General features: G+C 51.6%; 21 protein-coding genes. 5 read left to right on the top strand and 16 right to left on the bottom strand.

Annotated features, from left to right (window positions below; genetic code table 11):
• The first annotated feature begins 275 nt into the window (after positions 1-275).
• Positions 276-665 carry a M67 family metallopeptidase gene (locus JNE38_RS09430; protein WP_343071692.1) on the top strand — a complete coding sequence of 130 codons (390 nt, stop codon included), beginning with the start codon at positions 276-278 and terminating at the stop codon, positions 663-665.
• A 29-nt stretch (positions 666-694) separates the two neighbouring features.
• On the opposite strand, the gene JNE38_RS09425 is transcribed toward JNE38_RS09430, so the two are convergent.
• From JNE38_RS09425 to JNE38_RS09390, 9 genes are all read right to left on the bottom strand, one after another.
• On the bottom strand, positions 695-997 hold the full coding sequence (locus JNE38_RS09425) for a hypothetical protein (RefSeq protein ID WP_203357828.1): 303 nt from the start codon (positions 995-997) through the stop codon (positions 695-697).
• Positions 882-1,178, bottom strand: a complete 297-nt coding sequence (locus JNE38_RS09420) for a ferredoxin family protein (protein ID WP_203357483.1) — start codon at positions 1,176-1,178, stop codon at positions 882-884. Before JNE38_RS09420 ends, JNE38_RS09425 begins: the two co-directional genes overlap by 116 nt.
• Positions 1,178-2,473: an FAD-dependent oxidoreductase gene (locus JNE38_RS09415; RefSeq protein ID WP_203356315.1), complete on the bottom strand. Its 1,296-nt coding sequence runs from the start codon at positions 2,471-2,473 to the stop codon at positions 1,178-1,180. The genes JNE38_RS09420 and JNE38_RS09415 overlap by 1 nt, the downstream gene beginning before the upstream one ends.
• On the bottom strand, positions 2,457-3,488 hold the full coding sequence (locus JNE38_RS09410; RefSeq protein WP_203356314.1) for an electron transfer flavoprotein subunit alpha/FixB family protein: 1,032 nt from the start codon (positions 3,486-3,488) through the stop codon (positions 2,457-2,459). The genes JNE38_RS09415 and JNE38_RS09410 overlap by 17 nt, the downstream gene beginning before the upstream one ends.
• Positions 3,485-4,315 carry an electron transfer flavoprotein subunit beta/FixA family protein gene (locus JNE38_RS09405; protein ID WP_203356313.1) on the bottom strand — a complete coding sequence of 277 codons (831 nt, stop codon included), beginning with the start codon at positions 4,313-4,315 and terminating at the stop codon, positions 3,485-3,487. The genes JNE38_RS09410 and JNE38_RS09405 overlap by 4 nt, the downstream gene beginning before the upstream one ends.
• Positions 4,316-4,779: 464 nt before the next feature.
• Positions 4,780-5,121: an immune inhibitor A domain-containing protein gene (locus JNE38_RS31130; RefSeq protein ID WP_238933711.1), complete on the bottom strand. Its 342-nt coding sequence runs from the start codon at positions 5,119-5,121 to the stop codon at positions 4,780-4,782.
• Positions 5,105-6,913 carry an immune inhibitor A domain-containing protein gene (locus JNE38_RS09400; protein WP_238933602.1) on the bottom strand — a complete coding sequence of 603 codons (1,809 nt, stop codon included), beginning with the start codon at positions 6,911-6,913 and terminating at the stop codon, positions 5,105-5,107. Before JNE38_RS09400 ends, JNE38_RS31130 begins: the two co-directional genes overlap by 17 nt.
• A 311-nt stretch (positions 6,914-7,224) precedes the next feature.
• Positions 7,225-8,565: an ATP-binding protein gene (locus tag JNE38_RS09395; protein ID WP_238933601.1), complete on the bottom strand. Its 1,341-nt coding sequence runs from the start codon at positions 8,563-8,565 to the stop codon at positions 7,225-7,227.
• A gap of 87 nt (positions 8,566-8,652) precedes the next feature.
• Positions 8,653-8,769, bottom strand: coding sequence for an HPr family phosphocarrier protein (locus JNE38_RS09390; protein WP_428993716.1), 117 nt, complete (start codon positions 8,767-8,769; stop codon positions 8,653-8,655).
• A 182-nt stretch (positions 8,770-8,951) separates the two neighbouring features.
• Here JNE38_RS09390 and JNE38_RS09385 point away from each other — a divergent pair, with 182 nt between their 5' ends.
• The gene (locus JNE38_RS09385; protein ID WP_203356311.1) at positions 8,952-10,154 is read left to right on the top strand and encodes an amidohydrolase; all 1,203 of its coding nucleotides are present in this window, start codon (positions 8,952-8,954) and stop codon (positions 10,152-10,154) included.
• Between the two features lie 90 nt (positions 10,155-10,244).
• Here the strand turns inward: JNE38_RS09385 and cysK are convergent, their stop codons facing one another.
• The 3 genes from cysK to JNE38_RS09370 form a co-directional block, all read right to left on the bottom strand.
• On the bottom strand, positions 10,245-11,159 hold the full coding sequence (gene cysK, locus JNE38_RS09380; protein ID WP_203356310.1) for a cysteine synthase A: 915 nt from the start codon (positions 11,157-11,159) through the stop codon (positions 10,245-10,247).
• A 142-nt stretch (positions 11,160-11,301) separates the two neighbouring features.
• Positions 11,302-12,351: a hypothetical protein gene (locus JNE38_RS09375; protein WP_203356309.1), complete on the bottom strand. Its 1,050-nt coding sequence runs from the start codon at positions 12,349-12,351 to the stop codon at positions 11,302-11,304.
• A gap of 159 nt (positions 12,352-12,510) precedes the next feature.
• A complete protein-coding gene (locus JNE38_RS09370) occupies positions 12,511-12,981 on the bottom strand; it encodes a GNAT family N-acetyltransferase (protein WP_203356308.1) in 471 nt (156 codons plus the stop codon).
• Between the two features lie 164 nt (positions 12,982-13,145).
• Here JNE38_RS09370 and JNE38_RS09365 point away from each other — a divergent pair, with 164 nt between their 5' ends.
• On the top strand, positions 13,146-13,499 hold the full coding sequence (locus JNE38_RS09365) for a VOC family protein (RefSeq protein ID WP_203356307.1): 354 nt from the start codon (positions 13,146-13,148) through the stop codon (positions 13,497-13,499).
• A 116-nt stretch (positions 13,500-13,615) separates the two neighbouring features.
• Positions 13,616-14,494 (top strand): copper amine oxidase N-terminal domain-containing protein, encoded by an 879-nt coding sequence (locus JNE38_RS09360; protein WP_203356306.1) that lies wholly within the window; start codon positions 13,616-13,618, stop codon positions 14,492-14,494.
• Positions 14,495-14,575: 81 nt separating this feature from the next.
• On the opposite strand, the gene JNE38_RS09355 is transcribed toward JNE38_RS09360, so the two are convergent.
• Genes JNE38_RS09355 through JNE38_RS09345 form a run of 3 tightly spaced genes read right to left on the bottom strand, consistent with a single transcriptional unit; the run spans position 14,576 to position 18,900 of the window.
• On the bottom strand, positions 14,576-16,486 hold the full coding sequence (locus tag JNE38_RS09355; protein WP_428993696.1) for an ABC transporter ATP-binding protein: 1,911 nt from the start codon (positions 16,484-16,486) through the stop codon (positions 14,576-14,578).
• Complete coding sequence (locus JNE38_RS09350) at positions 16,483-18,213, bottom strand: ABC transporter ATP-binding protein (RefSeq protein WP_203356305.1); 1,731 nt, start codon at positions 18,211-18,213, stop codon at positions 16,483-16,485. The genes JNE38_RS09355 and JNE38_RS09350 overlap by 4 nt, the downstream gene beginning before the upstream one ends.
• Before the next feature lie 27 nt (positions 18,214-18,240).
• The gene (locus tag JNE38_RS09345) at positions 18,241-18,900 is read right to left on the bottom strand and encodes a TetR/AcrR family transcriptional regulator (RefSeq protein ID WP_203356304.1); all 660 of its coding nucleotides are present in this window, start codon (positions 18,898-18,900) and stop codon (positions 18,241-18,243) included.
• A 389-nt stretch (positions 18,901-19,289) separates the two neighbouring features.
• Here JNE38_RS09345 and JNE38_RS09340 point away from each other — a divergent pair, with 389 nt between their 5' ends.
• Positions 19,290-20,768, top strand: coding sequence for an Lsa family ABC-F type ribosomal protection protein (locus tag JNE38_RS09340; protein WP_203356303.1), 1,479 nt, complete (start codon positions 19,290-19,292; stop codon positions 20,766-20,768).
• A 61-nt stretch (positions 20,769-20,829) separates the two neighbouring features.
• Here JNE38_RS09340 and JNE38_RS09335 read toward each other — a convergent pair whose 3' ends face one another.
• Complete coding sequence (locus tag JNE38_RS09335) at positions 20,830-21,795, bottom strand: DHH family phosphoesterase (RefSeq protein WP_203356302.1); 966 nt, start codon at positions 21,793-21,795, stop codon at positions 20,830-20,832.
• Positions 21,796-21,918: the final 123 nt, after the last annotated feature.

The following is a 21,918-nucleotide window of genomic DNA, read 5'->3' as shown; positions in this document are numbered from 1 at the left end:
GACTGCTCCATGAATAAAACATAGTACAGTACAAAAGGGAGGGAATACCATGACACCCGAACAACTACGCGCTTACTATCAGCAATATCGTCAGCAAATGCCAGTCCGCCCCATACAGCAACCCACGACAAGACCCATGGCTCAACAGCCGCGTCCCATGACTCCGCTGCCAAAAAACAGCCCAGTCCAAAATGTCCAGCCTTACGTGCAACCCAGAACTTCCGGGGGATGCTGCGGCAGGCGCTGGCAAGGCTAATCATCACAGTAGCTCATTCCTGATTTCCCATTCAATCTGGCAGGAGATGGTCAGACACTGTATGGAAGAACGCCCCGCAGAAGCCTGTGGACTTCTTTCCGGGAGAAGCGGTTGTGCGGAAACCATCTGGCGAATGGAAAACATTGAAAAGAGCCCCGTAGCCTTTGCTATGGACCCTCGTCACATTCAAAAGGTTTTTCAAAGGATGGCGCTAAAAGGCGAGACGCTGGTGGGGATCTATCACTCTCATCCCACAGCGCCTCCCGTTCCTTCCCTTGAGGACATAGCGTACGCCTATTATACAGATGCAGCATACCTCATCTTATCCCTCGCATCACCACAGCCGATCCTGGGCTGTTACCGAATCACGGGGCAAAAGGCGCTGCCATTGCCTTACGAGCTTCGGTGACCTCTCGAATCTGAAGAACAGCGGGCGAACTACTCCCGCTGTTCTTTCTTTTCCATCGGCTCCAGTCGCAGCCACTCTTTCTTCTCCCAGCTGACAAACTCATCCTCCCATAAAACATGGCAACGGTCTTCTTCGACACGGATGACAATTCCCCGAACTCCATCTTTGAGAAAAACGACTTTGTCGCCCTCCTGGATCATGGCACATCCCCGCCCATTAACCGAGTCTGAAGATAATTCCGTGACCGCCTTTTGGGTACTCCCACTTGATGTTTTCATAGGGACAGCCAATCCGGCAGCTTCCGCATTCGTGACACCCTTCGTATCCCACATGCATCCGCACCTCTTCCCATTTGTATACTTCAGCCGGGCAAAAAATGGTACATAGCTTATCGGGACATTGGGTTGCACAAACATCTGCACTGAGTACGTGCAGATGTGACTGCGTATCGGCCTTGAAACGGACCAGGTATTGTTTTTCTTCGATCGACTGCCCTTTGGGGATATCTGACATCACTTCATCACCCTCCATGCATTCATCAGATCGCGAGCCATTTTCCATTTTTCCTTGGCAGTCCCAAGCTCGCTCCAGATCTTTTTCTGCTTGGTCCATTTGGAAGTGCCGTCCACGGTGAACATCTGGCTGGCTGCCTTGTTCACCATGGGAATGTACTGCTCGAAGTACTGCGGGAACTTCTCGAAGTGATGAGTGGCATCCTTGTATTTTTTAAGGTCCTGCCCCACGAAGCTATTCAACAGATTCGTGCGGTAGGAATCAAGCATGCGCTCTGAAAAATCTCCGGCCTCACGCGCCTGCATGATCGTTTCTGCGGCCATAACGCCAGAAGCCATCGCCATGTTGGAGCCTTCCCTGTGAATCGCATTGACCAATTGAGCGGCGTCACCTACCACGATCACCCCGTTCCCCACCACTTTGGGCATCGAGCGATAGCCGCCCTCGGGGATGAGATGCGCCAAGTATTCCTGTTGCTCGCACCCTTGAATGTACGGACGAATCATCGGGTGATTTTTCACGTAATCCAAGAGCTCATACGGCTTGATCTTGTTTTTGATCAGCCCGGAGAGCATCGTCCCGACGCCGATATTCAAACTGTCCTTGTTGGTATACAGCCAGGCCGTACCGAGGATTCCTTTGGTCGAGTCGCCAAAAATCTCGATCGTACAGCCATGGTCACCCTCCAGATTGAAGCGGTCCTCGATGATTTTCCGGTCCAGCTTCAGTACCTCCATTACCGCGAGGGCAACCTCGTCTGGGCGGAACTCCTTGTGAAAGCCAAGCGACTTGGCGAGGAGCGAATTGACGCCGTCAGCCAGGACGACTACATCCGCATACACATCCCCATCCGGTCGGTCAGTGCGGATCCCTACGACTTTGCCATTTTCGATGATGCATTCGAGCGCAACCGTCTCATTGAGGAGCAGAGCTCCCTCCTGCACTGCTTTATCGGCAAACCATTGATCGAATTTTGCGCGGAGCACGGTGAAGTTGTTGTACGGCTCCTGCGCCCATTCCATCCCTTTGTAGCTGAAATTGACCGCCGATTCTTTATCCAGCATCATGAACCGCTGCTCGACGATGGGCCGCTCTACAGGCGCTTCCTTGTAAAAACCCGGGATGATATCCTCCATCGTCTTGCGGTACAAAACGCCTCCCATCACGTTTTTGGAGCCTGGGTATTCTCCCCGCTCCATCAGCAGAACATTCACGCCCTTTTTGGCCAATGTGTAAGCGCATGCTGTGCCCGCCGGACCTGCTCCGACCACAATCACATCAAACTTTTCCGCCATATTGTACCTCCCTGTCCGGCTCCGTTTGAAACGCTTCCATTAATAAAGGCACGATTTCAAAAGCATCGCCTACAATTCCGTAGTGGCACGATTGGAAAATGAGCGCGTCTGGATCTTTATTGATTGCAATGATCAGTCCGGAATTTCGCATCCCGACCAAATGTTGAATCGCTCCCGATATTCCGATGGCGAAATAAATTTTCGGCGTGACGGTCACTCCCGTCTGCCCAACCTGATGCGCATGGTCGATCCATCCGGCTTCGACGGCATCCCGGCTGGCCCCCACCGTGGCCCCGATCTTCTCTGCAAAGCGGTGGATCAGGGCAAAGCCTTCCTTGCTGCCGAGTCCTTTTCCGCCAGCAACGATCACATCCGCCTCATCCAGCCGCACTTTCTCCTTGGTCTCTCGGACGATCTTCAGCACTTTCGTACGGATGTCATCTTCCTTCAGCGAGATCCTTTCTTCGAAGATTTCCCCCGTTCGGGAAGGATCCGCTTCCAATGCCTTCATCACTTTTGGACGGACCGTCGCCATCTGCGGACGATGCTTCTTGCATAGGATGGTCGCCATGATATTGCCGCCAAACGCAGGTCGGCTGGCTTCCAAAAGACCTGTTTCTGCATTGACATCGAGCATCGTCGTATCTGCTGTGAGTCCTGTCTCGAGGTCTGTAGCGACTGCGCTCGCCAGGTCCTTTCCTGTAGAAGTCGCTCCGTACAGAATGATTTCCGGTTTGTGCTTGTTCACGCATTCAATGACGGCACGCATGTAGGATTCTGTCCGGTAATCGTGAAAAATCGGCTCATCGTACACGTAGACCTGGTCTGCGCCATAAGGAAAGACAGTCTTGGCAAGCTCCCTCACGCCATCACCGATCAAGAGGCCGGCGAGAGGCACGCCCCTTTTGTCTGCCATCTGGCGCCCTGCCCCCAAAAGCTCAAGGGATACTGGCGCAATCCTCCCATCGTTCACCTCCAAGTACACCCAGATGCCGCAATATTCCTCCAGATTCATACCTGCCCCTCCTTAACACGGAACAATCGTTGTTTCTCCTGCAGGATCTCCATGAGGCGCGACACCTGCTCCTTCGGCAAACCGTCCAGCATCTCTCCCCCTTTTGGCTTTTCTGGCGGCCATACCTTTGCCACAATCGTTGGCGAGCCTTTTAGGCCGAGAAGGGTCCGGTCGATTTCCCCCAGATCATCCACTGCCCATATGACGGGGTTGTAGCGAGCAGCCCTGAGCATATTGGGCAATGGCGAATACGGGACTTCGTTGATTTCCTTTTCCACGGAAAAGAGACACGGCAAAGAGGATTGAATGACTTCGTAGCCATCCTCCAGCTTGCGGTGGACGATCGCGTATCCTTCCGCCTTGTTCACTTCCACGACTTTTTTGACACTGGTCAGCGGGGGAATATCAAGTCTCCTCGCGATGCCCGGGCCTACCTGCCCTGTGTCTCCGTCGATCGTCATCTTGCCGCAAATCACCAGGTCTACAGGCTGCGTCTCAGATATCTTTTCAATCGCCTTGGTGATTGCATAGCTCGTAGCGAGTGTATCCGCCCCGGCAAAAGCCCTGTCGGTGATCAGGTAGCCGGCATCAGCCCCGATCTCGATGCACTTCCGTATCGCCTTGACTGCTGGCGGCGGTCCCATCGTCACGACGGAGACCACACCGCCATACCTATGCTTCAGCCTCACTGCTTCCTCGACCGCATGCGCATCATACGGGTTTAGGATCGCGGGTGCACTTGCACGATCCATCGTGTTGGTCTTCGGATTCATTTTGATGATCTTCGTGTCCGGCACTTGTTTAATACAAGCGACAATGTGCAGCATGTACCATTCCCCCCCAGCCGCCGAGTCGCGAAGGCTCGTTTGTGCTCGTTCAAATGGTTGTCTCCTTTTCACGCGATTCCTTTTGGCAGCTTGTCGTTCATTGATATAACCTATTGCGAAAAATCCGGGCTTAGACCAATGACCAAGCCCTTCGCTCAGTTGATTTTGGCCAATCACTCTCAGCAAAAACCCCCTGCCGCAGCAGGGGGGAACATTTCATCTTATTTTTTGGTGCCATTCCATCTATTTACTAGGCAGACTGCGAAACATGTCTTCTCTTTGGATGCTGTATTATATGAGAGAAAGGAAGACATGCCATAGGCTATCAAAAAAACAAGCTGTTACCTATCAATTGGAGCAGGATGCGGAAAGGCTGCTAGATTCGTAAAAGCGATTCGTAAAGAAATGCAAAAGAGGATACAAGCCCGCGGATGGGCGCTGTATCCTCCTCTGCGATTGACCTCTTATTTTTTGATGGAGAACTCGACCTGTGCGTTCGTGAATTTCTTGGACACACGAATTAATTTGATTTGCAGACCGATCTTCGGCAGGATTTTTCCGATTTCCGGAACTTCCGGCATCGTGTAATCATCACTGTCTTTGAATACGGTAATGCCTTTCAGCGGCTCGTAATCCATCGTGCCGAGAATGTAGTCGAGATCCATGCCGGAGGTTTTGTTCGGGCTGAATGCCGCATCGTTCACTTGGTAACGGGAGTCGGCAATGGCCTCCTCGTTGCCCTCATCGTTATTCCAGTAACGAACTTCCTGATGCGCATCGACTACGCCACTAGTAACGGCCGCCAGTGTGCTGGAATTCGCCCTTTGATATCGAAGTTCCTATTCCGAAGTTCCTATTCTCTAGAAAGTATAGGAACTTCTCGCGATAATCGGATCCCTGGTCGCCTTCTGCATCATCCGAGAAGACTACTTCGCCGTCTGCTGTGACTGCAAAATTATCCAGATAGAAGCCGGACATCGCCAAGCCGCCATCCGTCACGTAGTTGAACTCGACTTGAATCTTTTTGCCAGCGAAATCGTTCAGGCTGATTTCTTCCTTATCCCAGCCTTTGGTTTCGTCATCGTACTCTTTTACTGTTGTGCTCTCACCTGAGTCGACATCAATCACGTTCACGTACAGGTAGTCGTACCCGGTCTCGATCGCTCTCCAGGAGTCGAAGCTCATCGATGCGGAGCTGGCGCCTGTCAGGTCGATCACTTCCGAAGTCATCTTCGTGTTCAGATTGTCGCCCTCATCGGAGAAGTAAGAATAATCGCCGTCTTTCGGTTGAACCGGCGGTGTCTTCTCTACTTGCGGCATATTCAGCTTGATGACTTTGCCATCTTCATCGAGGCTGCTGCCATCGTAGAGCGAAGCCTGCTTTTTCCGTTTTTTCAGGTCTCCGTAATTGATGACTTGCGGCTCAATCCACTTGCCCCCATACATTTCCTGCAGCATCATTTTGGACCAAGGATCAAATCCGGTTGGTTGGGTTTGGAAGATCTTACCTGTATGGCTTCCGGAAGACATCAGCGACCATGCGCCAACCGGCGAATCATGTCCCAGTCTTGTCGTGTCATACAGATCTGGCAGTCCCAGGTTGTGTCCGTATTCATGTGCGAATACGCCGGGTGCGCCATCTTCAGGCTGAATCATGTAGTCGTAAGCTTTCAGGCTGGTGCCTGGAATTTCTGTCGGCTTTTTCAGAGTCCAGCGGTGAGACCAGATCGCATCCGCATCTTCCCCAGTCTCTTCACCAATACCGGAGTGAACCAGCATCAGGTTGTCCAGCATGCCATCCGGCTCCATCAGATCGCTGTCTCCATCCAAGTCATACGGGTCGCGTTGGTCGTATTCTTCTTCATGACCCTTGATGGCATCCCCTACAGATTCCAGTGTCTCGACGACCAGATCGCGTGGGTTGGCATCGTTGCCGTTTTCATCGTTTCCACCGTAGAATTTCTTATCTTTTTCGGCAGTCAACCACGGAGTGACAACCCCATCCACGGTCCATGTCTCACCCGATTGCTCGTAGTAGTACTTGGCCATCGTGGTCATGCTTATCCCTTCAGGAGTCGTATAGCCTTTACGATCGAACAGCATTTCCTCGTAGTGCTTTTGGTCGAAGTCTGCCGTCCACAAGGAATCGCTTTGTTTTGGCACCTGGTTGTGCTCCAGATCATTGAACTCGACCAGGGCAATCACCAGATTATCCGTATGTACCCGCTTGGAAGCGCGCACTTGCTTGTCATCTTTGAGCTTGGATACTTTGCTTGCTGCCTTTGATACTGCCGAAAGCTGGGTTTTGCTTGCTTTTTTCCCGAAGGAGCTGGAGTCATCAATGCCGTGGGGAACTTTCTTGTCTCTCAAAAACTTCTCCACAGCTTTGTTGATCTCTTCCTGGTCGGCGTCCTCGTCGATTTCACCTTGGTCGATCAAGGCTTTAACCAAACGATCCATGTTCACTGTGGACAAATCCACTTCAAGCGGCGGCTTGTCCTTTGACTTGGCCATCCCTGTCGCTGGAACCGCCGCAATGCCGCTCAGGACCAGTGAGGAAGAAAATAGGATGGATAATAGCTTCTTGCCTTTCTTCACTGCGTTCACCCTCTTCTCTATCTAGTGATTTGCCGGAATTTCAAGTTCCCCCAGTCCGACTATTCACAATTATCACATGATACATGAATATTACCAAATTTTTTTATTCGACAAAAAACACTTCTCAACTAGAACGATTTTTATCCATGTGAAACACGACCTATCTCGACGAGCAGACCAGAAACGGGTCTGACAAATCCTTTCAGGGCGTTCCCCCCAAAAGTCCTAGCTCGTTATTGTCGAAACAAGTCGTGTTAGCACGAATATCCCATTCGTTCGAACTATTCCACTTATCGAATCACGTCGCTGATCTAACTGTAACGGATCGGCAAGCGTACCGTAAACTTCGTGATCCCTGCGTTTGATTGCACCTGTATGGTCCCTTTGTGCTTTTTTACCGCTCCCGAAACGATGCAAAGTCCAGCGCCTCGGGTAGTGCCTTTGCTAGCCGATTTGGTGGAAAAGCCATACTCAAACAACTTGTCCATCTGTTCTGGTGAAATGTCCGGCCCCGTGTTTTCGACCTCAAAGACGTACTCGTTCTCCTCTTGCCTGCAGCTGATTCGAATCCATTTTTCCTGGCTCGCTCCAGCAGCCGCTTCCATTGCATTATCGATCAGGTTGGAAAGGATTTTCACCAGGTCAATCGACGGGATCTGCTCAAATGCATCCGGGCATTCGGCAAATTGCATGACGATATGACGTGACTTGGCCTGCTCCCATTTCGTATGGAACAAGACCATCAAGGCTGGATGGGAAACGCGGACCGTGATATCCAGCACCTTTGTCTCTTTGATGAGCGACTGGACGTACTCGCGTGCCTTATCGAAATATCCGCATTCTATCAACCCGTACAGCACCTGCATGTGATTCACGAAGTCGTGGCGGATGGAGCGAATCGACGCGATCACGGAGCGCAGTTCATCCTGGTACGTCTGCTCCGCGTCCCCTACAGCCGCCTTCAGCTCACGTTGATACCAACGCTGCAGCCCCAAGATGACAAATACAAGCACGGCGACAAACAATCCTTGAAATAGAAAAATGGGAAGACTGCGTTTCACGACATCACTTCCGATGCTGTTCACGGATTGAAGGTCCATGTCCACCCCTACGATCCCTAGAAGCTGCCCTTGTTCGCCCAGCAGAGGTGCGCCTGCGGACATGTATTCTCCGTAGACAGGATCGGAAATGATGTCAGAATAGTAGGTTTGCCCGCTCTTGATCAAGCTGATTTGCTGCGCGTTGATGTAGCAGGGCTCGCCGATTTGCAAGATTTGCCCTGGGGGCAGTGCCGCCGCCATGACTCGCCCGCCTTGGAGATCTGCATCGATCTTTGAGATGTAAATGTACAGTGCCCCGAATTGCTCTCTCGCCTCTGCCAGCTGTTGCTCCAGCCGCCTAAATGCTTCGGTATCCTTCACAGGTTTTTTGAGAAAGGATTGATAGGCACCTGTATCCAGACGACTCGCCACAAAAGAAGCCGCCTTCATGCTCTGGTTAGCAACGGAAAGGCGGACGGATTGAATCGTATTGTAGTAGGATGCTGCAATGCTCACACACGTCATCGTAAAGATCAGCATTCCAGACACTAGCAAGATAATCAGAACCCGATTGTTTTTCTTACAGGAAGTAACCATGTTCTCCTCGACCATTGCCTTTCTTCTAAAATCGGCACCACTCCATTCTAGTCTATCTGTTTTGAATATGTCCACTTTGAGGAGAACCGGCTACCTCCAGCCCTATTCTGCGGCCGCCAAGACTTGCTCCAGCGCATCCAAGGCCTCCGCCGCATCCGCCCCGTCTGCCGTCAGGGTGACGGACTGTCCCTTTGCCACCGCGAGTGACATGACCCCGATGATGCTCGTTTCCCCATCTATCGTGCAACTTTTGCAATTATCTGTTTACTTCGACAGCAATTGCGTTTGCACCGCGATATGGACAAGTCTATGCACAACAAATATAGATTGAAAACCATTTCTGAATATTCCTATAATGGAGGCGTTACATAAATCTTTTTCTGCCAAAAGGAGTGGGTAGCGTGCGTGAAAAGCTTTTTGCCCGATTGCAGGAGATTTATCCCGAGCTCGTTCAATTCAGACGTGATTTGCACATGTACCCGGAGCTTTCCTTTCAAGAGGAAAACACGGCGAAAAAAGTGGCTGACAAGCTGGCATCGTTTGGCCTTGAAGTCAAGACCGGCGTAGGTGGCATGGGTGTCGTCGGATTGCTTCGCGGCGGCAAGCCTGGGAAAACGGTTGCTCTACGTGCCGATTTTGACGCTCTGCCTATCCAGGACGAGAAAGAAGTGGAGTACAAGTCCCGCATCCCAGGTGTCATGCACGCGTGCGGACACGACATTCATACCGCCGGACTTTTGGGTGTGGCGCAGGTCCTGAGCGAGATTCGCGACGAGCTGCCTGGCAACGTCGTGTTCCTCCATCAGTTTGCCGAAGAGCTCCCTCCTGGCGGTGCCAAAGCCATGGTCGCGGCAGGCTGCCTCGAAGGTGTCGATGTCGTGTACGGTGCACACGTCGCCTCCGATCTGCCTGTGGGACAGGTCGGCATCGGTACCGGACATGTGACGGCAGCCGCTGACGGTTTTGAGATCACCCTCTATGGAAAAGGCGGCCATGGTGCTTACCCGCATACCTCCATCGATCCAATCGTTCTCGGCAGTCAGGTGGTCATGAACCTCCAGCAAGTCGCCAGCCGCCAGGTCGATCCGCTGAAGCAGGTGGTCCTGTCGGTCTGCTCCTTCGTCGGTGGCGGAGAAGCGTTCAACGTCATTCCCGATCAGGTACGGCTCAAAGGTACGGTCCGCACCTACGATGAAGAAGTGCGCGACGCAGTCGAAGCCTCCCTCATCCGCATCGTCGAAGCCAGCTGCCAGGCTGTCGGGGCTCGCGCAGAAATCAACTATCAGCGCGGCTATCCTGCGACCTACAACGATCCGACGGAAACCGCTCATGTGGTGTCCGAGGCGAAAAAACTGTTCGGTGAAGAAGGCGTCATCCACATGCCTCCAGGTATGGGGGGAGAAGACTTCTCGTACTTTGCTCTGGAACGACCTGCTACCTTCTTCATGGTAGGAGGACGCAACCCGGACATTCAAGCGAACTATCCGCATCACCATCCGAAATTCGATGTGGATGAGCGCTCCATGCTGCAGACCGGGCAACTGTTCATCGGTGCTCTGCTCGCCTATCAGGAGCGCAATCAGGAAGCAGTCGTTACGAATTAAAAAAGAGTGCGCCTCGGCGCAGCTCCCTTCGGATACAAGAAAAAGAAGAACGGGCAAAAGAGCTTCGCGGCTCCCTGCCCGTTCTTTTTGTTAGAAGAAATTCATGCTCAAGTAACGCTCTCCCGAATCCGGGGCGATGCACACGACTCGTTTCCCCTCGCCCAAACGCTTCGCCACTTCAATAGCCGCGAATACAGACGCACCCGAGGACGGCCCTACCAGGATGCCTTCTTTGGCCCCCAACAGCTTCATGGTCTCCAGCGCATCCTCGTCGGCAATTTGCATGATTTCGTCGTAGATGCTGGTGTTGAGAATTTTAGGGACAAAGCCCGGGCTGGTGCCGACCAGCTTGTGCGGCCCCGGCTTGCCACCCGACAAGACCGGAGAGCCTTTTGGTTCGACTACGGCGATGTAAAGATCCGGGAGTTTTTCTCTGAGCGCTTCCCCCGTGCCTGTAATCGTTCCTCCCGTTCCCGCTGTCGCAACGAATGCATCCAATTGGCCATCCATCTGCGCATAGATTTCCTTTGCGGTCGTCACGCGGTGTATATCGGGGTTGGCTTTGTTTTCAAATTGCTGGGGAATGAAGCTGCGCGGGATTTCCTTTTGCAGCTCCTCTGCCTTGGCGATCGCACCTGGCATCCGCAGCTCACTCGGAGTCAGTACGACCTGCGCCCCATACGCTTTCAACAGGTTGATTCGCTCCTTGGACATGTTGTCCGGCATAACGAGAATCGCTTTATAGCCTTTCGCCGCTGCGTTCATGGCCAGCCCGATGCCTGTATTCCCACTGGTCGGCTCGATAATGGTATCCCCCGGCTCGATCAGCCCTGCCTGCTCAGCCGTCAGGATCAGATTGTAGGCAGCGCGGTCCTTTACACTGCCTGAAGGATTCAGCTTTTCCAGCTTTACATATACGTTTGCTGCGCCAGACGGAACAATCCTGCTCAGCCTTACAAGAGGGGTATTTCCGATCAGCTCGGTTATATTTTGATAGACGCTCATTGTGAACCTCCTAGGAAGACGCTGGTTGAGACTCATTGTTCTCTCTTTAGGATAATACAAGTAAGTTGATCTGAAAACCCTCTATCAATGCAAGAAAAAACCCCTTTCTTGATCAACTGCTGCAAGAAAGGGGTACCCACTCCTATTTCGGCGCTGCCTTCTTCAGCAGTGCACTTGCCTCTCCGTAAAGCTTCGCGGCTTTTTGCGCAGCCGCGGCCTTTTCGCTTTCGATGGCGGACATCCGTTTTTTCGCCTGCTCCATGGCATCTGTGGCCGCTTTCACGGCTGCATCAAACGCCTTTTGGCGCTCATCGGATTTGGGGGCGCTCGCCTTGATCTCCTCCCAGGTCGCTTTTGCATCCGCCACGTCTGTTTCCAGCACGCCCATGATGTCCGTCATGCGCTTTTTCTTGTCGCTGATGCTCGCGTCCATCGCGCTCACGCCATCAACGAGAACCTTCATCGCCCCGACGGTTTCTTTCATGAGCTCATACTCTGTTTTTTGCAACGCCGGCTGACCCGCGTACAGCTTGATCTCCTCCAAGAGCCCCTGGAGCTCGGTGGCATGGTCTTGGTACACCGAAGCCTCATCGGAGAACTGCAGATCTGTCAAATATTGCGCATTTTCTACGAGGTCGGCTCCGAGTCTGTCCGTCTTTTCCACTTTCTTGGCGAATTGGACCCTCGCTTCTTCCTTTGCGCGTTTCTCGGCAACCTCTTTTTTCTTCACCTCTGCCAGTTCATTGATGCGCTTCGTCATAGCCGCAAGCTGCGTCTGGTAGATGGCTTTCTGGCTTGCTGCGAGAGTGGGCGCAGCTTGTCCGCCCTCCTTCAAGGGGCTTTGGAAAACCAGTTCCTTCGCACTGACCGTGGCGGTTACCGTTTCCTTGGACTGCGTACGGAGCGCCAGCTTTTCACCGTCTATTGCTCCTGTGTACGCATATGTATCGGTTTTGAGGACCGGGACGCTGTCATCTGTCTCTACGTATGTGTCGATGACCTCTACCTTTGTCTGATCCTGTCCTGGTGTTACCGTAGCAAAGATCATGCGGTTCTCTTCTTCATACAAGTAACCTTCTGCGACGGACACCCCTCCAAACAGCCGGCTCCCGATAAATCCAGCGGCTGCCAGCACGACTAGAGCGATGATGAGCATCGTGATTTTGTTTTTGTTGTTCGTTTTCGCGCGCATGCTTGTGACCCCTTACCCTCCTCTTTCTCCCCCATTCGACCCGTTTCGCTTGCCAAATGGTACCATATCACCATCATACATGAAGAGCATGGGGAAACCCTATGAGTCGAAAGGCCAATAATCGAGTCGGATTGGCTCTTTTGATAGATTTCCCCCAAGCTACACATCCTTTGTCATCACCCGAAACGTGACCTCTTTGCTCGGAAATGACCCCACTTCCCGAAAGCCCATGTTTTCGTACAGTTTGATCGCCCTTTTATTGAACGACGCTATACTTAGCCGCAGCTGTCTCGGCGAGTATCTCTGCACGGCAAACTCGATCCCCTTCTGCAGAAAGGACCGGCCAAAGCCTCGGCCTGTTAATTCCGGCTTCATCCCGAGACCAATGTCCCACACGTCTTCCCCTTCGTACATGCCTGCCGTTCTCCCCGCCGGTACCTGCGCGTTTTTTCCATAACAGAAAAAGCCCATCAGCTGATCCTCCCCGTCCCGCAGCGAAAAATACGTACCATCGAGGAACTCCCGCATGACTTCTTCGCTTTCTTCAACATTGTAAAAGGAATACGGCTCGGGGTACACCCAGGTCACGATTTCTTTCGCCTCTGCTTCTGTCAGCGGATGTAGCTGCATCGAAATTCTCCTTTTCCTTTACCGATTTTCCCAAGCAGTCTTACTTTAACAGAAACTTCCATTGTGACAACACATAAAAAAGGAAACTACCTCACTGCTCCGTATATAGAAGAGTAGGGTTGTGCAAAAATCACCTTCCCCAAACAACGAAAGGAGCGATGGCAATGTCTGTTCTATTCAAACGCATCGATACGGTTTTTGTCCCTACCCGCGATGTCGACAAAGCGCTAGACTGGTATATCACCGTTCTGGGAGGTACACCGGGATGGCGAAGCGAAAAGGGCGAGTATCAAAGCGTTACTTTTTCCGATACGTCCATCACGCTTTTCTTGACCCATGATCCAAATGAGTACCAGCCCAGACATTGCTCCTTCAACTTTTACGCGCCGAGTGCCGAAGCCTCCTATCGCCACTTGGTCTCTCATGGCGTGAAAGTAGAAGAGATCAGCGAATACGGGGCCAAGTACTTTGCCTTCTACGACCTTGACGGAAATCGTCTGGAAGTTTGCGAGTATTAGCAGGTGAAAAAAATCTTCCAAATTCGACAACCACCGATGCAACCTTTCCCTCTCTTCCCCCGTCTGGTATATGCACAAAACGCATACATACGCACCTAGAAGGAGAGGAATCGGGGATGAAAAAGCTCGTATCCACTACACTGGTCGCTACTATTCTTGCTGCCAGCATCCCGGCTGCATTTGCAGCTGACACGGAGACAAAAGGAAAAGGACATACCAAGGCAGAGGTAAAAGCAGAAGCAAAGGCAACTACAGATTCTGAAACAACTGAATCCTCTGACACCCAAACGGATGATTCCGAAGACACTGCGATAGACATCGCCATTAAAGACGTGAAACTGAAAAAGCAGTTGATCGACCTTCGCCAAGAGCTGAAGCATACGCCGGACATCACGGACGAGCAAAAAGCGGAGTATGAGCAGTTGGTTGCCGATCTGGAAAAGACTTCGTACAAGCACTCAGCTCTGGAAGTGCAATTGGAGCTTCTCCAGCGCACCTATCAAAAAGGTGATCATGCTCCGTTCAAAAAGCTCGGCGAATTGCTGGAAGCTACGGGCGAAAAAGAGATCAAAGCTTTTGTTGATGGAAATTTGGTGCAAACGGATGTAGCTCCTTTCCTCCAAGGCGGCCGTGCTTTGGTACCTGTACGCGCCATTAGCGCTGCATTGAAAGCGGATGTGAAATGGGATGCAGGCTCTCGCACAGTTGTCATCATTCGTGGCGAACAGTCCATTACGCTGTACCTGGATAAAAAAGAAGCAACCGTAGACGGCAAGACTGTGGCACTGGACATCGCACCGGTCTTGAAAAATGGCCGCGTTTTCCTTCCACTGCGCTTTATCAGTGAGCAACTGAAAGCCAATGTAAACTGGCAAGAAGAAGGAAAAATCGTGATTATCGACGACCTGCAGGCAGCAGATGAAGATAACAAAAAGGACGAATCTTCTAGCTCCACTGAGGACGCAGATACAGACGCTGACACCGAAACAAAATAATCGGCTGCTCGAAGTAAGCAGCGAAAAAACCACCCTCTTTTAAAAGGGTGGTTTTTTTGCTCATTCTTTCAGGTGAATCTGCTAGCTAACTTGCTGCTGCTCTTGCGAAAACTGGCTGTTGTACAAATCGGCATAGAATCCGTCCTGCTTGAGCAGCTCCTCGTGATTTCCCTGCTCGATCACTGTTCCCTGATTCATGACGAGAATCAGATCCGCATCCCGAATGGTAGAGAGACGGTGAGCAATGACAAAGCTCGTTCTGCCTTTCATCAGATCTTCCATCGCCTTTTGGATCAACAGCTCGGTCCGCGTGTCGACACTGCTCGTCGCCTCGTCGAGAATCAGGATGGCCGGGTCAGCGAGAAAAGCACGTGCAATGGTCAGCAGCTGCTTCTGTCCCTGCGAGATGTTGGACGCTTCTTCATTGAGGACGGTCTCGTATCCATCCGGCAGCGTGCGTACAAAATGGTCCGCATGAGCGGCTCTCGCAGATTGGGCAATCTCCGCTTCACTCGCTCCCTCAAGGCCGTACGCGATGTTTTCCTTGATCGTGCCATTGAACAGCCACGTGTCCTGGAGCACCATTCCGAACTGCCTCCTCAGCTCCGCCCGCGGCATGCTGCGGATGTCCTGTCCGTCGATCGTGATTCGCCCATCTCCGATCTCATAGAAACGCATGAGCAGATTGACCAGCGTCGTCTTGCCCGCACCCGTCGGCCCGACGATCGCGACCTTCATGCCCGGGCTCACATCGATGTTCATGCCTCGGATGAGCGGTTCGCCTTCCTTGTATCCAAAGGAAACATTCTCAAATCGCACATGCCCTTTTTGGCCAGATGTGACAGCAGATGCGTCCCCTTCTTCCGTTTCCTCCTGTTCGTCGAGCACTTCGAAGATTCGCTCGGCCGAGACCAGGGTGGACTGTATGATGTTGGCGATGTTGGCCGTTTGCGTGATCGGCTGTGAAAACTGCTGAGCGTACTGGATAAATGCCTGAACATCCCCGATGGATATACTGCCCCTGGTGACGAGGACTCCTCCCACCACGCTGACGAGCACGTACCCGATATTCCCTACGAACATCATGAGCGGCATCATGATTCCTGCGATAAATTGGGCCTTCCAGCCGGATTCATACAGCTTCTCGTTGATCTCGTCGAACTTTTCAATAGCCCTCTTTTCACGGCCAAACGCTTTGACAATCTTATGGCCGGTGTACATTTCTTCCACGTGGCCGTTCAGAGCGCCCAGTGCCTGCTGTTGTCCTTTAAAATGCGGCATGGAACGAGACGCTACCTGCTTGATGACGACAAAGCTGAGAGGCAGCGTCACCAGCACAATGAGCGTCATCAGAGGGCTGATGGTGAGCATCATGATGATGACACCAAGCAATGTGATTACGGAGGTGATCATCTGCGTCAAACTTTGCTGCAGGGTTCCGCTGATCGTATCGACATCGTTGACGACACGGCTCATCACTTCCCCGTGCGTGCGCCCATCGAAATATTTGAGAGGCAGCCGCGCCAGCTTTTCATTCACTTCTTTGCGCAACGCATAGACGATCTTTTGCGCGACGCCAGCCATGAGGTACTGCTGGATATAGGCAAACAGCGAGGAGAAGAGATAGAGCACGATCAAGGTCAGAACGATCTGCCAGACGGCCGAGAAATCGAACGTCGCACCAGGCACTCCCTTCCATTTCCCCATGAAGCCCTCGAAAATCGTCGTCGTCGCATTCCCCAGCAGCTTCGGGCTGAGGATGCTAAAGACTGTGCTGAGCGCAGCCGTCAAAAACACGATGATCAGCTTCAGCCGATACGGTTTCAAATATCCGAGCAAACGCCGCAGCGTTCCCTTGAAGTTTTTCGCTTTCTGGCCCGGCATGGTCAGCATCCCTGGCCCACCGCCAAATCCCATCGGCCTTTGGGGTCCCGGCCCTGGTCCAGCCCCTTGTGGTCCGGGAGGTGTTGTCCGCCGTTGTTCTTCACTCATGCGATTTCCTCCTCCGTCAGCTGGGATTTCACGATTTCCTGATACACACTGCAGGTCGCAAGCAATTCCTGATGGGTACCGATCCCCGCAACCTCGCCTTCGTCCAGCACGACAATCTGGTCCGCATCCATGACCGTATTCACTCGCTGTGCAACGATAATCACGGTCGCTTTTTCGGTCTCATGCTTCAGTGCAGCGCGCAGCTTGGCATCTGTCTTGAAATCCAGAGCCGAAAAGCTGTCGTCGAACACGTACACGTCCGGTCTGCGAACGAGGGCACGGGCGATGGATAGGCGCTGCTTTTGACCGCCGGACAGATTGGCCCCGCCTTGGGCAAGCAAGGTCCCGATCCCATCCTCCATACCCGCCACAAAATCCGCAGCCTGCGCTACCTGCAAAGCATGATGGACTTCTTCCTCAGTCGCCTCTTCCTTCCCATAGCGGATGTTTTCCGCGATCGTGCCCGTGAAGAGCAGAGCCTTTTGCGGTACGAAGCCGATCTTGGAGCGTAGCGACTCCTGCGGCAGATCGCGCACATCCACATCGCCGATTTTGACACTTCCGCTCTCGACGTCATAGAAACGCGGGATGAGGCTGACAAGTGTCGATTTACCGGAACCCGTCCCCCCGATGATGGCCGTGACTTGACCCGGCATCGCGGTAAAGGAAATTGACGACAACGCAGGCTTTTCCGCACCAGGATAGCGGAACGTCACTTGATCAAACGTCACTTTCGCTCGGTTCCCGCCTTGCACGGCGGCAGCCTCTTTCCTGTCCAAAATCACGGGGTCTGTCGCGAGCACTTCATGAATCCGCAGAGCAGATGCGGAAGCCCTCGGCACCATGCTGAACATCATGGAAGCCATCATGAGGGAAAAGAGAATTTGCATGGCATATTGCAAGAAGGCCATGAGATCCCCTACCTGCATGTGACCGGTGCTGATGCGCAAGCCGCCAAACCAAATGATGGCGAGCTGCGTCGCGTTCATCATCAGCATCATGATCGGCATCATCCCTGCCATGATCTGATTGGCTTTGATTGCAGTCGCGGTCAGGTCTTCATTTGCCTGGTTGAATCGGTCCTGCTCGTGCCGAGTCCGATTAAAGGCACGAACGACCCGCATCCCCGTCAAATATTCGCGCAAAACCAGGTTCAGCTTGTCGATCTTGGTCTGCATCGCTTTAAAATACGGGATTCCTTTCGAACCGATCAAAAAAATCGCCAAAGCCAGAATCGGGATGGCCACGATGATGACGAGAGAAAGGTGGGCATCTTTGGACAACGCCATGATGATCCCGCCGATGCACATCATCGGTGCCATCACCATCATCCGCAGCATCATGTTCAAGACTTGTTGGACTTGCGTAATATCATTCGTCGTCCGGGTAATGAGCGACGCTGTGCTCAGCTTGTCAAATTCCTGCAGCGTGAAGCTCTCGATGTGGCTGAACACACTGCTGCGCAGACGTTTCCCAAAACCCGAAGCCGCACGGGAAGACAAATAGCTAGCCGCTACAGACAGAACGGCGCCTAACGCTGAGACGAGCAGCATCAGACCGCCGATTCTCCATATGTAGCCTGTGTTTTCCTTGATGATCCCTTCGTTGACGATATCAGACATCAACGTCGGCAAATACAGATTCGCAATCGATTGAAGCAGCACAAATACCATGGTCATGATGACCATATACCGGTAAGGCCGCAAGAAACGCAGTAATTTTAGCAAACGTACCACCCTCCGGTATGGATTGAATCAGGGCCGCGCATTCCGGCTGAGCATGGCGACGCAGGTCTTGGTCGCATCCTCTACTTCCGATTTGAGGAGCTGCTCTGCATCCACCAGCGTTTTGCCTTGTTTCAGCAGCGCTTCCCTCTTCCTTTTCAAATAGCCCATTCCTTGCATAATGGCTCCCCAATACTGTTCCGTGAGCATCTCAGGAGACATCTGCCGAACATCCCCTGCCTCCATCCCTTTCCGGAGCGTTTCCACGACTACCTGCAAATTGTTGTCCCGCCACAAGAGGTTGTGCAATTCTTCGTGTGTGAAAAGCTCATGCAGATCCAGCCGCATTCGGAAAAAGAACAGGACGTGCTCCGAGTTCTCAAATAAGTTTTGATACATGACCGTCGCAAATTTCGCGCACAGCTCGACTGCCGTTCCTTCCTGCGAAAAATGCTTTCGGGTGTGCAGGTTGGACAATTGAAACATATGCAAAAACAGATCACGAAACAGCGATCGCTTATCCTTGTAGTAGTAATACACCAATCCTCTGGCAACCCCGGCTCTTTCAGCGACATCCCCGATATCAGCCGCAGCGTAGCCATTCTCCACGTAGACGCTCAGTGCGCCTTTCATGATGGCTTCTTTTCGCCGAAGACGTATTTCTTCGTTCTGCTCCTTCGTGCGAGGCACGATTCCTTCCCTCCCGCTTCTGTCTTTTTTGATTGACTCTCTTGTCAGTCAAAATATAATCCTCTCTTCTGGTTGTGTCAATAGGTCGAGACATCCACTAGGTGAGAAAGGGTATGTTGAATTGTACAGAGGGGTATGGTAAGATGGGTGTACTTTAATGACTGGAGTTGAAGAGGAACATGTAATTTTTCTTGCTGATAAAAAATAAAACGAAAAGCGATTTTTTCGCCTGTTTTATTCTTTTGATACGCAAGAAAGTTACTACCTCTTACCCTCAAACGATATCCTTATCTAGCCCTGTCTCGGGTTGGATTTGCTGTATGTATTTGAGCTACAAGAAAGTAACTTTCTTGTAGCTTTTCTATTTTTTTCATACAGGAGGGCTCTTCATGTCATTGATAAAAGTTACCAATCTGACATTCGCCTACGAAGGCAGTTTCGATAACATTTTTGAAAACGTCAGCTTCCAGATTGACACAGATTGGAAGCTGGGATTTACAGGACGGAACGGCAGGGGGAAGACTACCTTTCTCAACCTGCTGCTCGGTAAATACGATTACAGCGGTACGATCACATCCACGGTCCAGTTCGAATACTTTCCATTCGTCGTGGAACAAAAGGAAAACCAGACACTGGATGTCATCGGCGACATCATTCCGGACTACCTCCAATGGGAGCTCATGCGCGAGCTATCCCTGCTGCAGGTTTCCGAGGATGTCTTATATCGCCCTTTTGCTTCCCTGTCCAACGGCGAGCAGACGAAAGTGCTGTTGGCTGCCTTGTTTCTGAAGGAAAACAGCTTTCTGTTGATCGATGAACCGACCAATCACCTTGACATGCACGCCCGCAAGCTGGTCAGTGATTATCTCCGCACCAAGAGCGGCTTTATTCTGGTGTCCCATGACAGATCCTTTCTCGATAACTGCGTGGATCACATCTTATCCATCAACAGGACCAATATCGAAATTCAAAAAGGCAATTTCTCCGATTGGTGGGAAAATAAGCAGAGACAGGATCAATTTGAGCTGGCAGAGAACGAAAAGCTGAAAAAAGACATCAAACGCCTGTCTGATGCTGCCAAACGCACGAGCAACTGGTCGCACGAAGTAGAAAAAACGAAAAACGGAACCAGAAATTCCGGTTCCAAGGTCGATAAAGGATATATTGGCCACAAGGCTGCGAAAATGATGCAGCGCTCCAAATCGATCGAGCAGAGACAGCATTCGGCCATTGATGAGAAATCAAAGCTCCTGAAAAATATCGAAAACCAGGATAGCTTGAAGATCTCACAGCTGGCTTACCATAAAAACCAACTCGCTGAACTTGAGCACGTATCGATCTATTACGGAGACAGAACGGTTTGCTCAGACATCAGTTTTTCGATTGCCCAAGGTGAGCGTATCGCGCTTTCAGGAAAAAACGGCTCCGGGAAATCCAGCCTGATCAAGCTGATTTGTGGAGAAAACATGACCTATACGGGAACCTTCAGAAAGGGAAGCCAGCTGAAAGTTTCCTATGTATCGCAGGACACCTCCCATTTGCAAGGCAGTCTGACGGACTATGCGAGACAGAACGGGATTGATGAGAGCCTGTTCAAAGCGATTCTGAGAAAACTGGATTTCTCCAGAGATCAATTCGAGAAGAACATGGCCGCTTATAGCGGGGGACAAAAGAAGAAAGTCCTCATTGCCAAAAGCTTGTCCGAGAAAGTGCATCTGCACATTTGGGATGAGCCGCTCAATTTTATCGATGTCATTTCCCGCATGCAAATAGAAGAGCTGCTGCTCGAGCACGCTCCCACAATATTGTTTGTGGAGCATGACCGCGAGTTCTGCAACCATATTGCTACAAAGATCGTGGAACTCTAACATGCTTATACGTATCAAGGAAAAAGAGCCGAAACAGCAGCGGTTCGGCTCTTTTTCGGTTTTAATGGACTCGCAGTGCTGGGTAAACATAGTCTTTCACCGTGATGCCAGTAAACGAACAACCGGCTGACTTCGGATGACCGCCTCCGCCGTAATGGTGAGCGATCACAGACAGATCCACATCGTCTCGAATCGTCCGAAAGCTGATTCGCCCTTTCCCGGGATCGAGCATGGCGACGAAATCGATCGTCTCGTCGTTTTTGCACAAGTAATTCCCTGTGGTGGAGTGATATTGTTCGAGAAATACCACACCCACCTGAAATGTTTTGGGCTCCTGCAAATCCACTTCAACAGCTATTCGCTTCATCTGCTTCAGCTTTTTCTGTTCAAATTCACCCATTCTCTTCTCTTCCGTATAGATGAGAATGGATTCTACTTCCTCAAAAACGAATTGATCCGTATGGGCACCTTCTCCCCGCAACCGTCGGATCACATTCTGGATAAACATTTCCTTCTCCACCATATAGAACAAGATGTTCAATTGATTCGCTTGCGTATTGCCAGTCGCCTCCCAGTCCCATGTATCAAAGGAACGAACCAGCTCCACATAGTCAGACAGAACACCGGTCGGGGTCAGGTATCCCTGATGAACCAGATAGTCATAATAGAGGCTGGTTGCCGAAGTCTTTTTCCCTGCTTCTTCTGTGATGACCTTTGCCCATCCATGCTTTTCTGCCAAAGGTAGAGCCGTCGGATGATGATCGATCAAGACAACCGCATGCCCCCGATTCACTTTCTCCTCGATCATGGCGGCTACTTCTTCGTTCACACTGACATCCGTTATCACGACAAACATTCCCTGGACTAGCTCTTCTTCTATAAACTTTTGGACTTCCAGATTCACTGTGTATGGGGTTACTCCTCGTGAATCCACCTCTTGGCTGGAAAATGCAAGACGGCTCAGAATCGCACACGACTCTCCATCCAAGTCCTTATCGCTGAAATGAACAATCATTTGGTGATTCATCAGGCAGCTCCTTGCTATGACAAAATAGGGACGCTTCCCTTCCCTCTTTCAATGTTCCCCTCGCTTCGGTTTGGTAGCCGCTTTTCGAAGCCCGGCATGACAGGATTTCGACATATTTCCGCC

The organism is Brevibacillus choshinensis (assembly GCF_016811915.1).
Lineage (GTDB): Bacteria > Bacillota > Bacilli > Brevibacillales > Brevibacillaceae > Brevibacillus > Brevibacillus choshinensis_A.
Note: the sequence above shows the minus strand (reverse complement) of the source record. Positions and strands in the feature narration are given on the sequence as shown.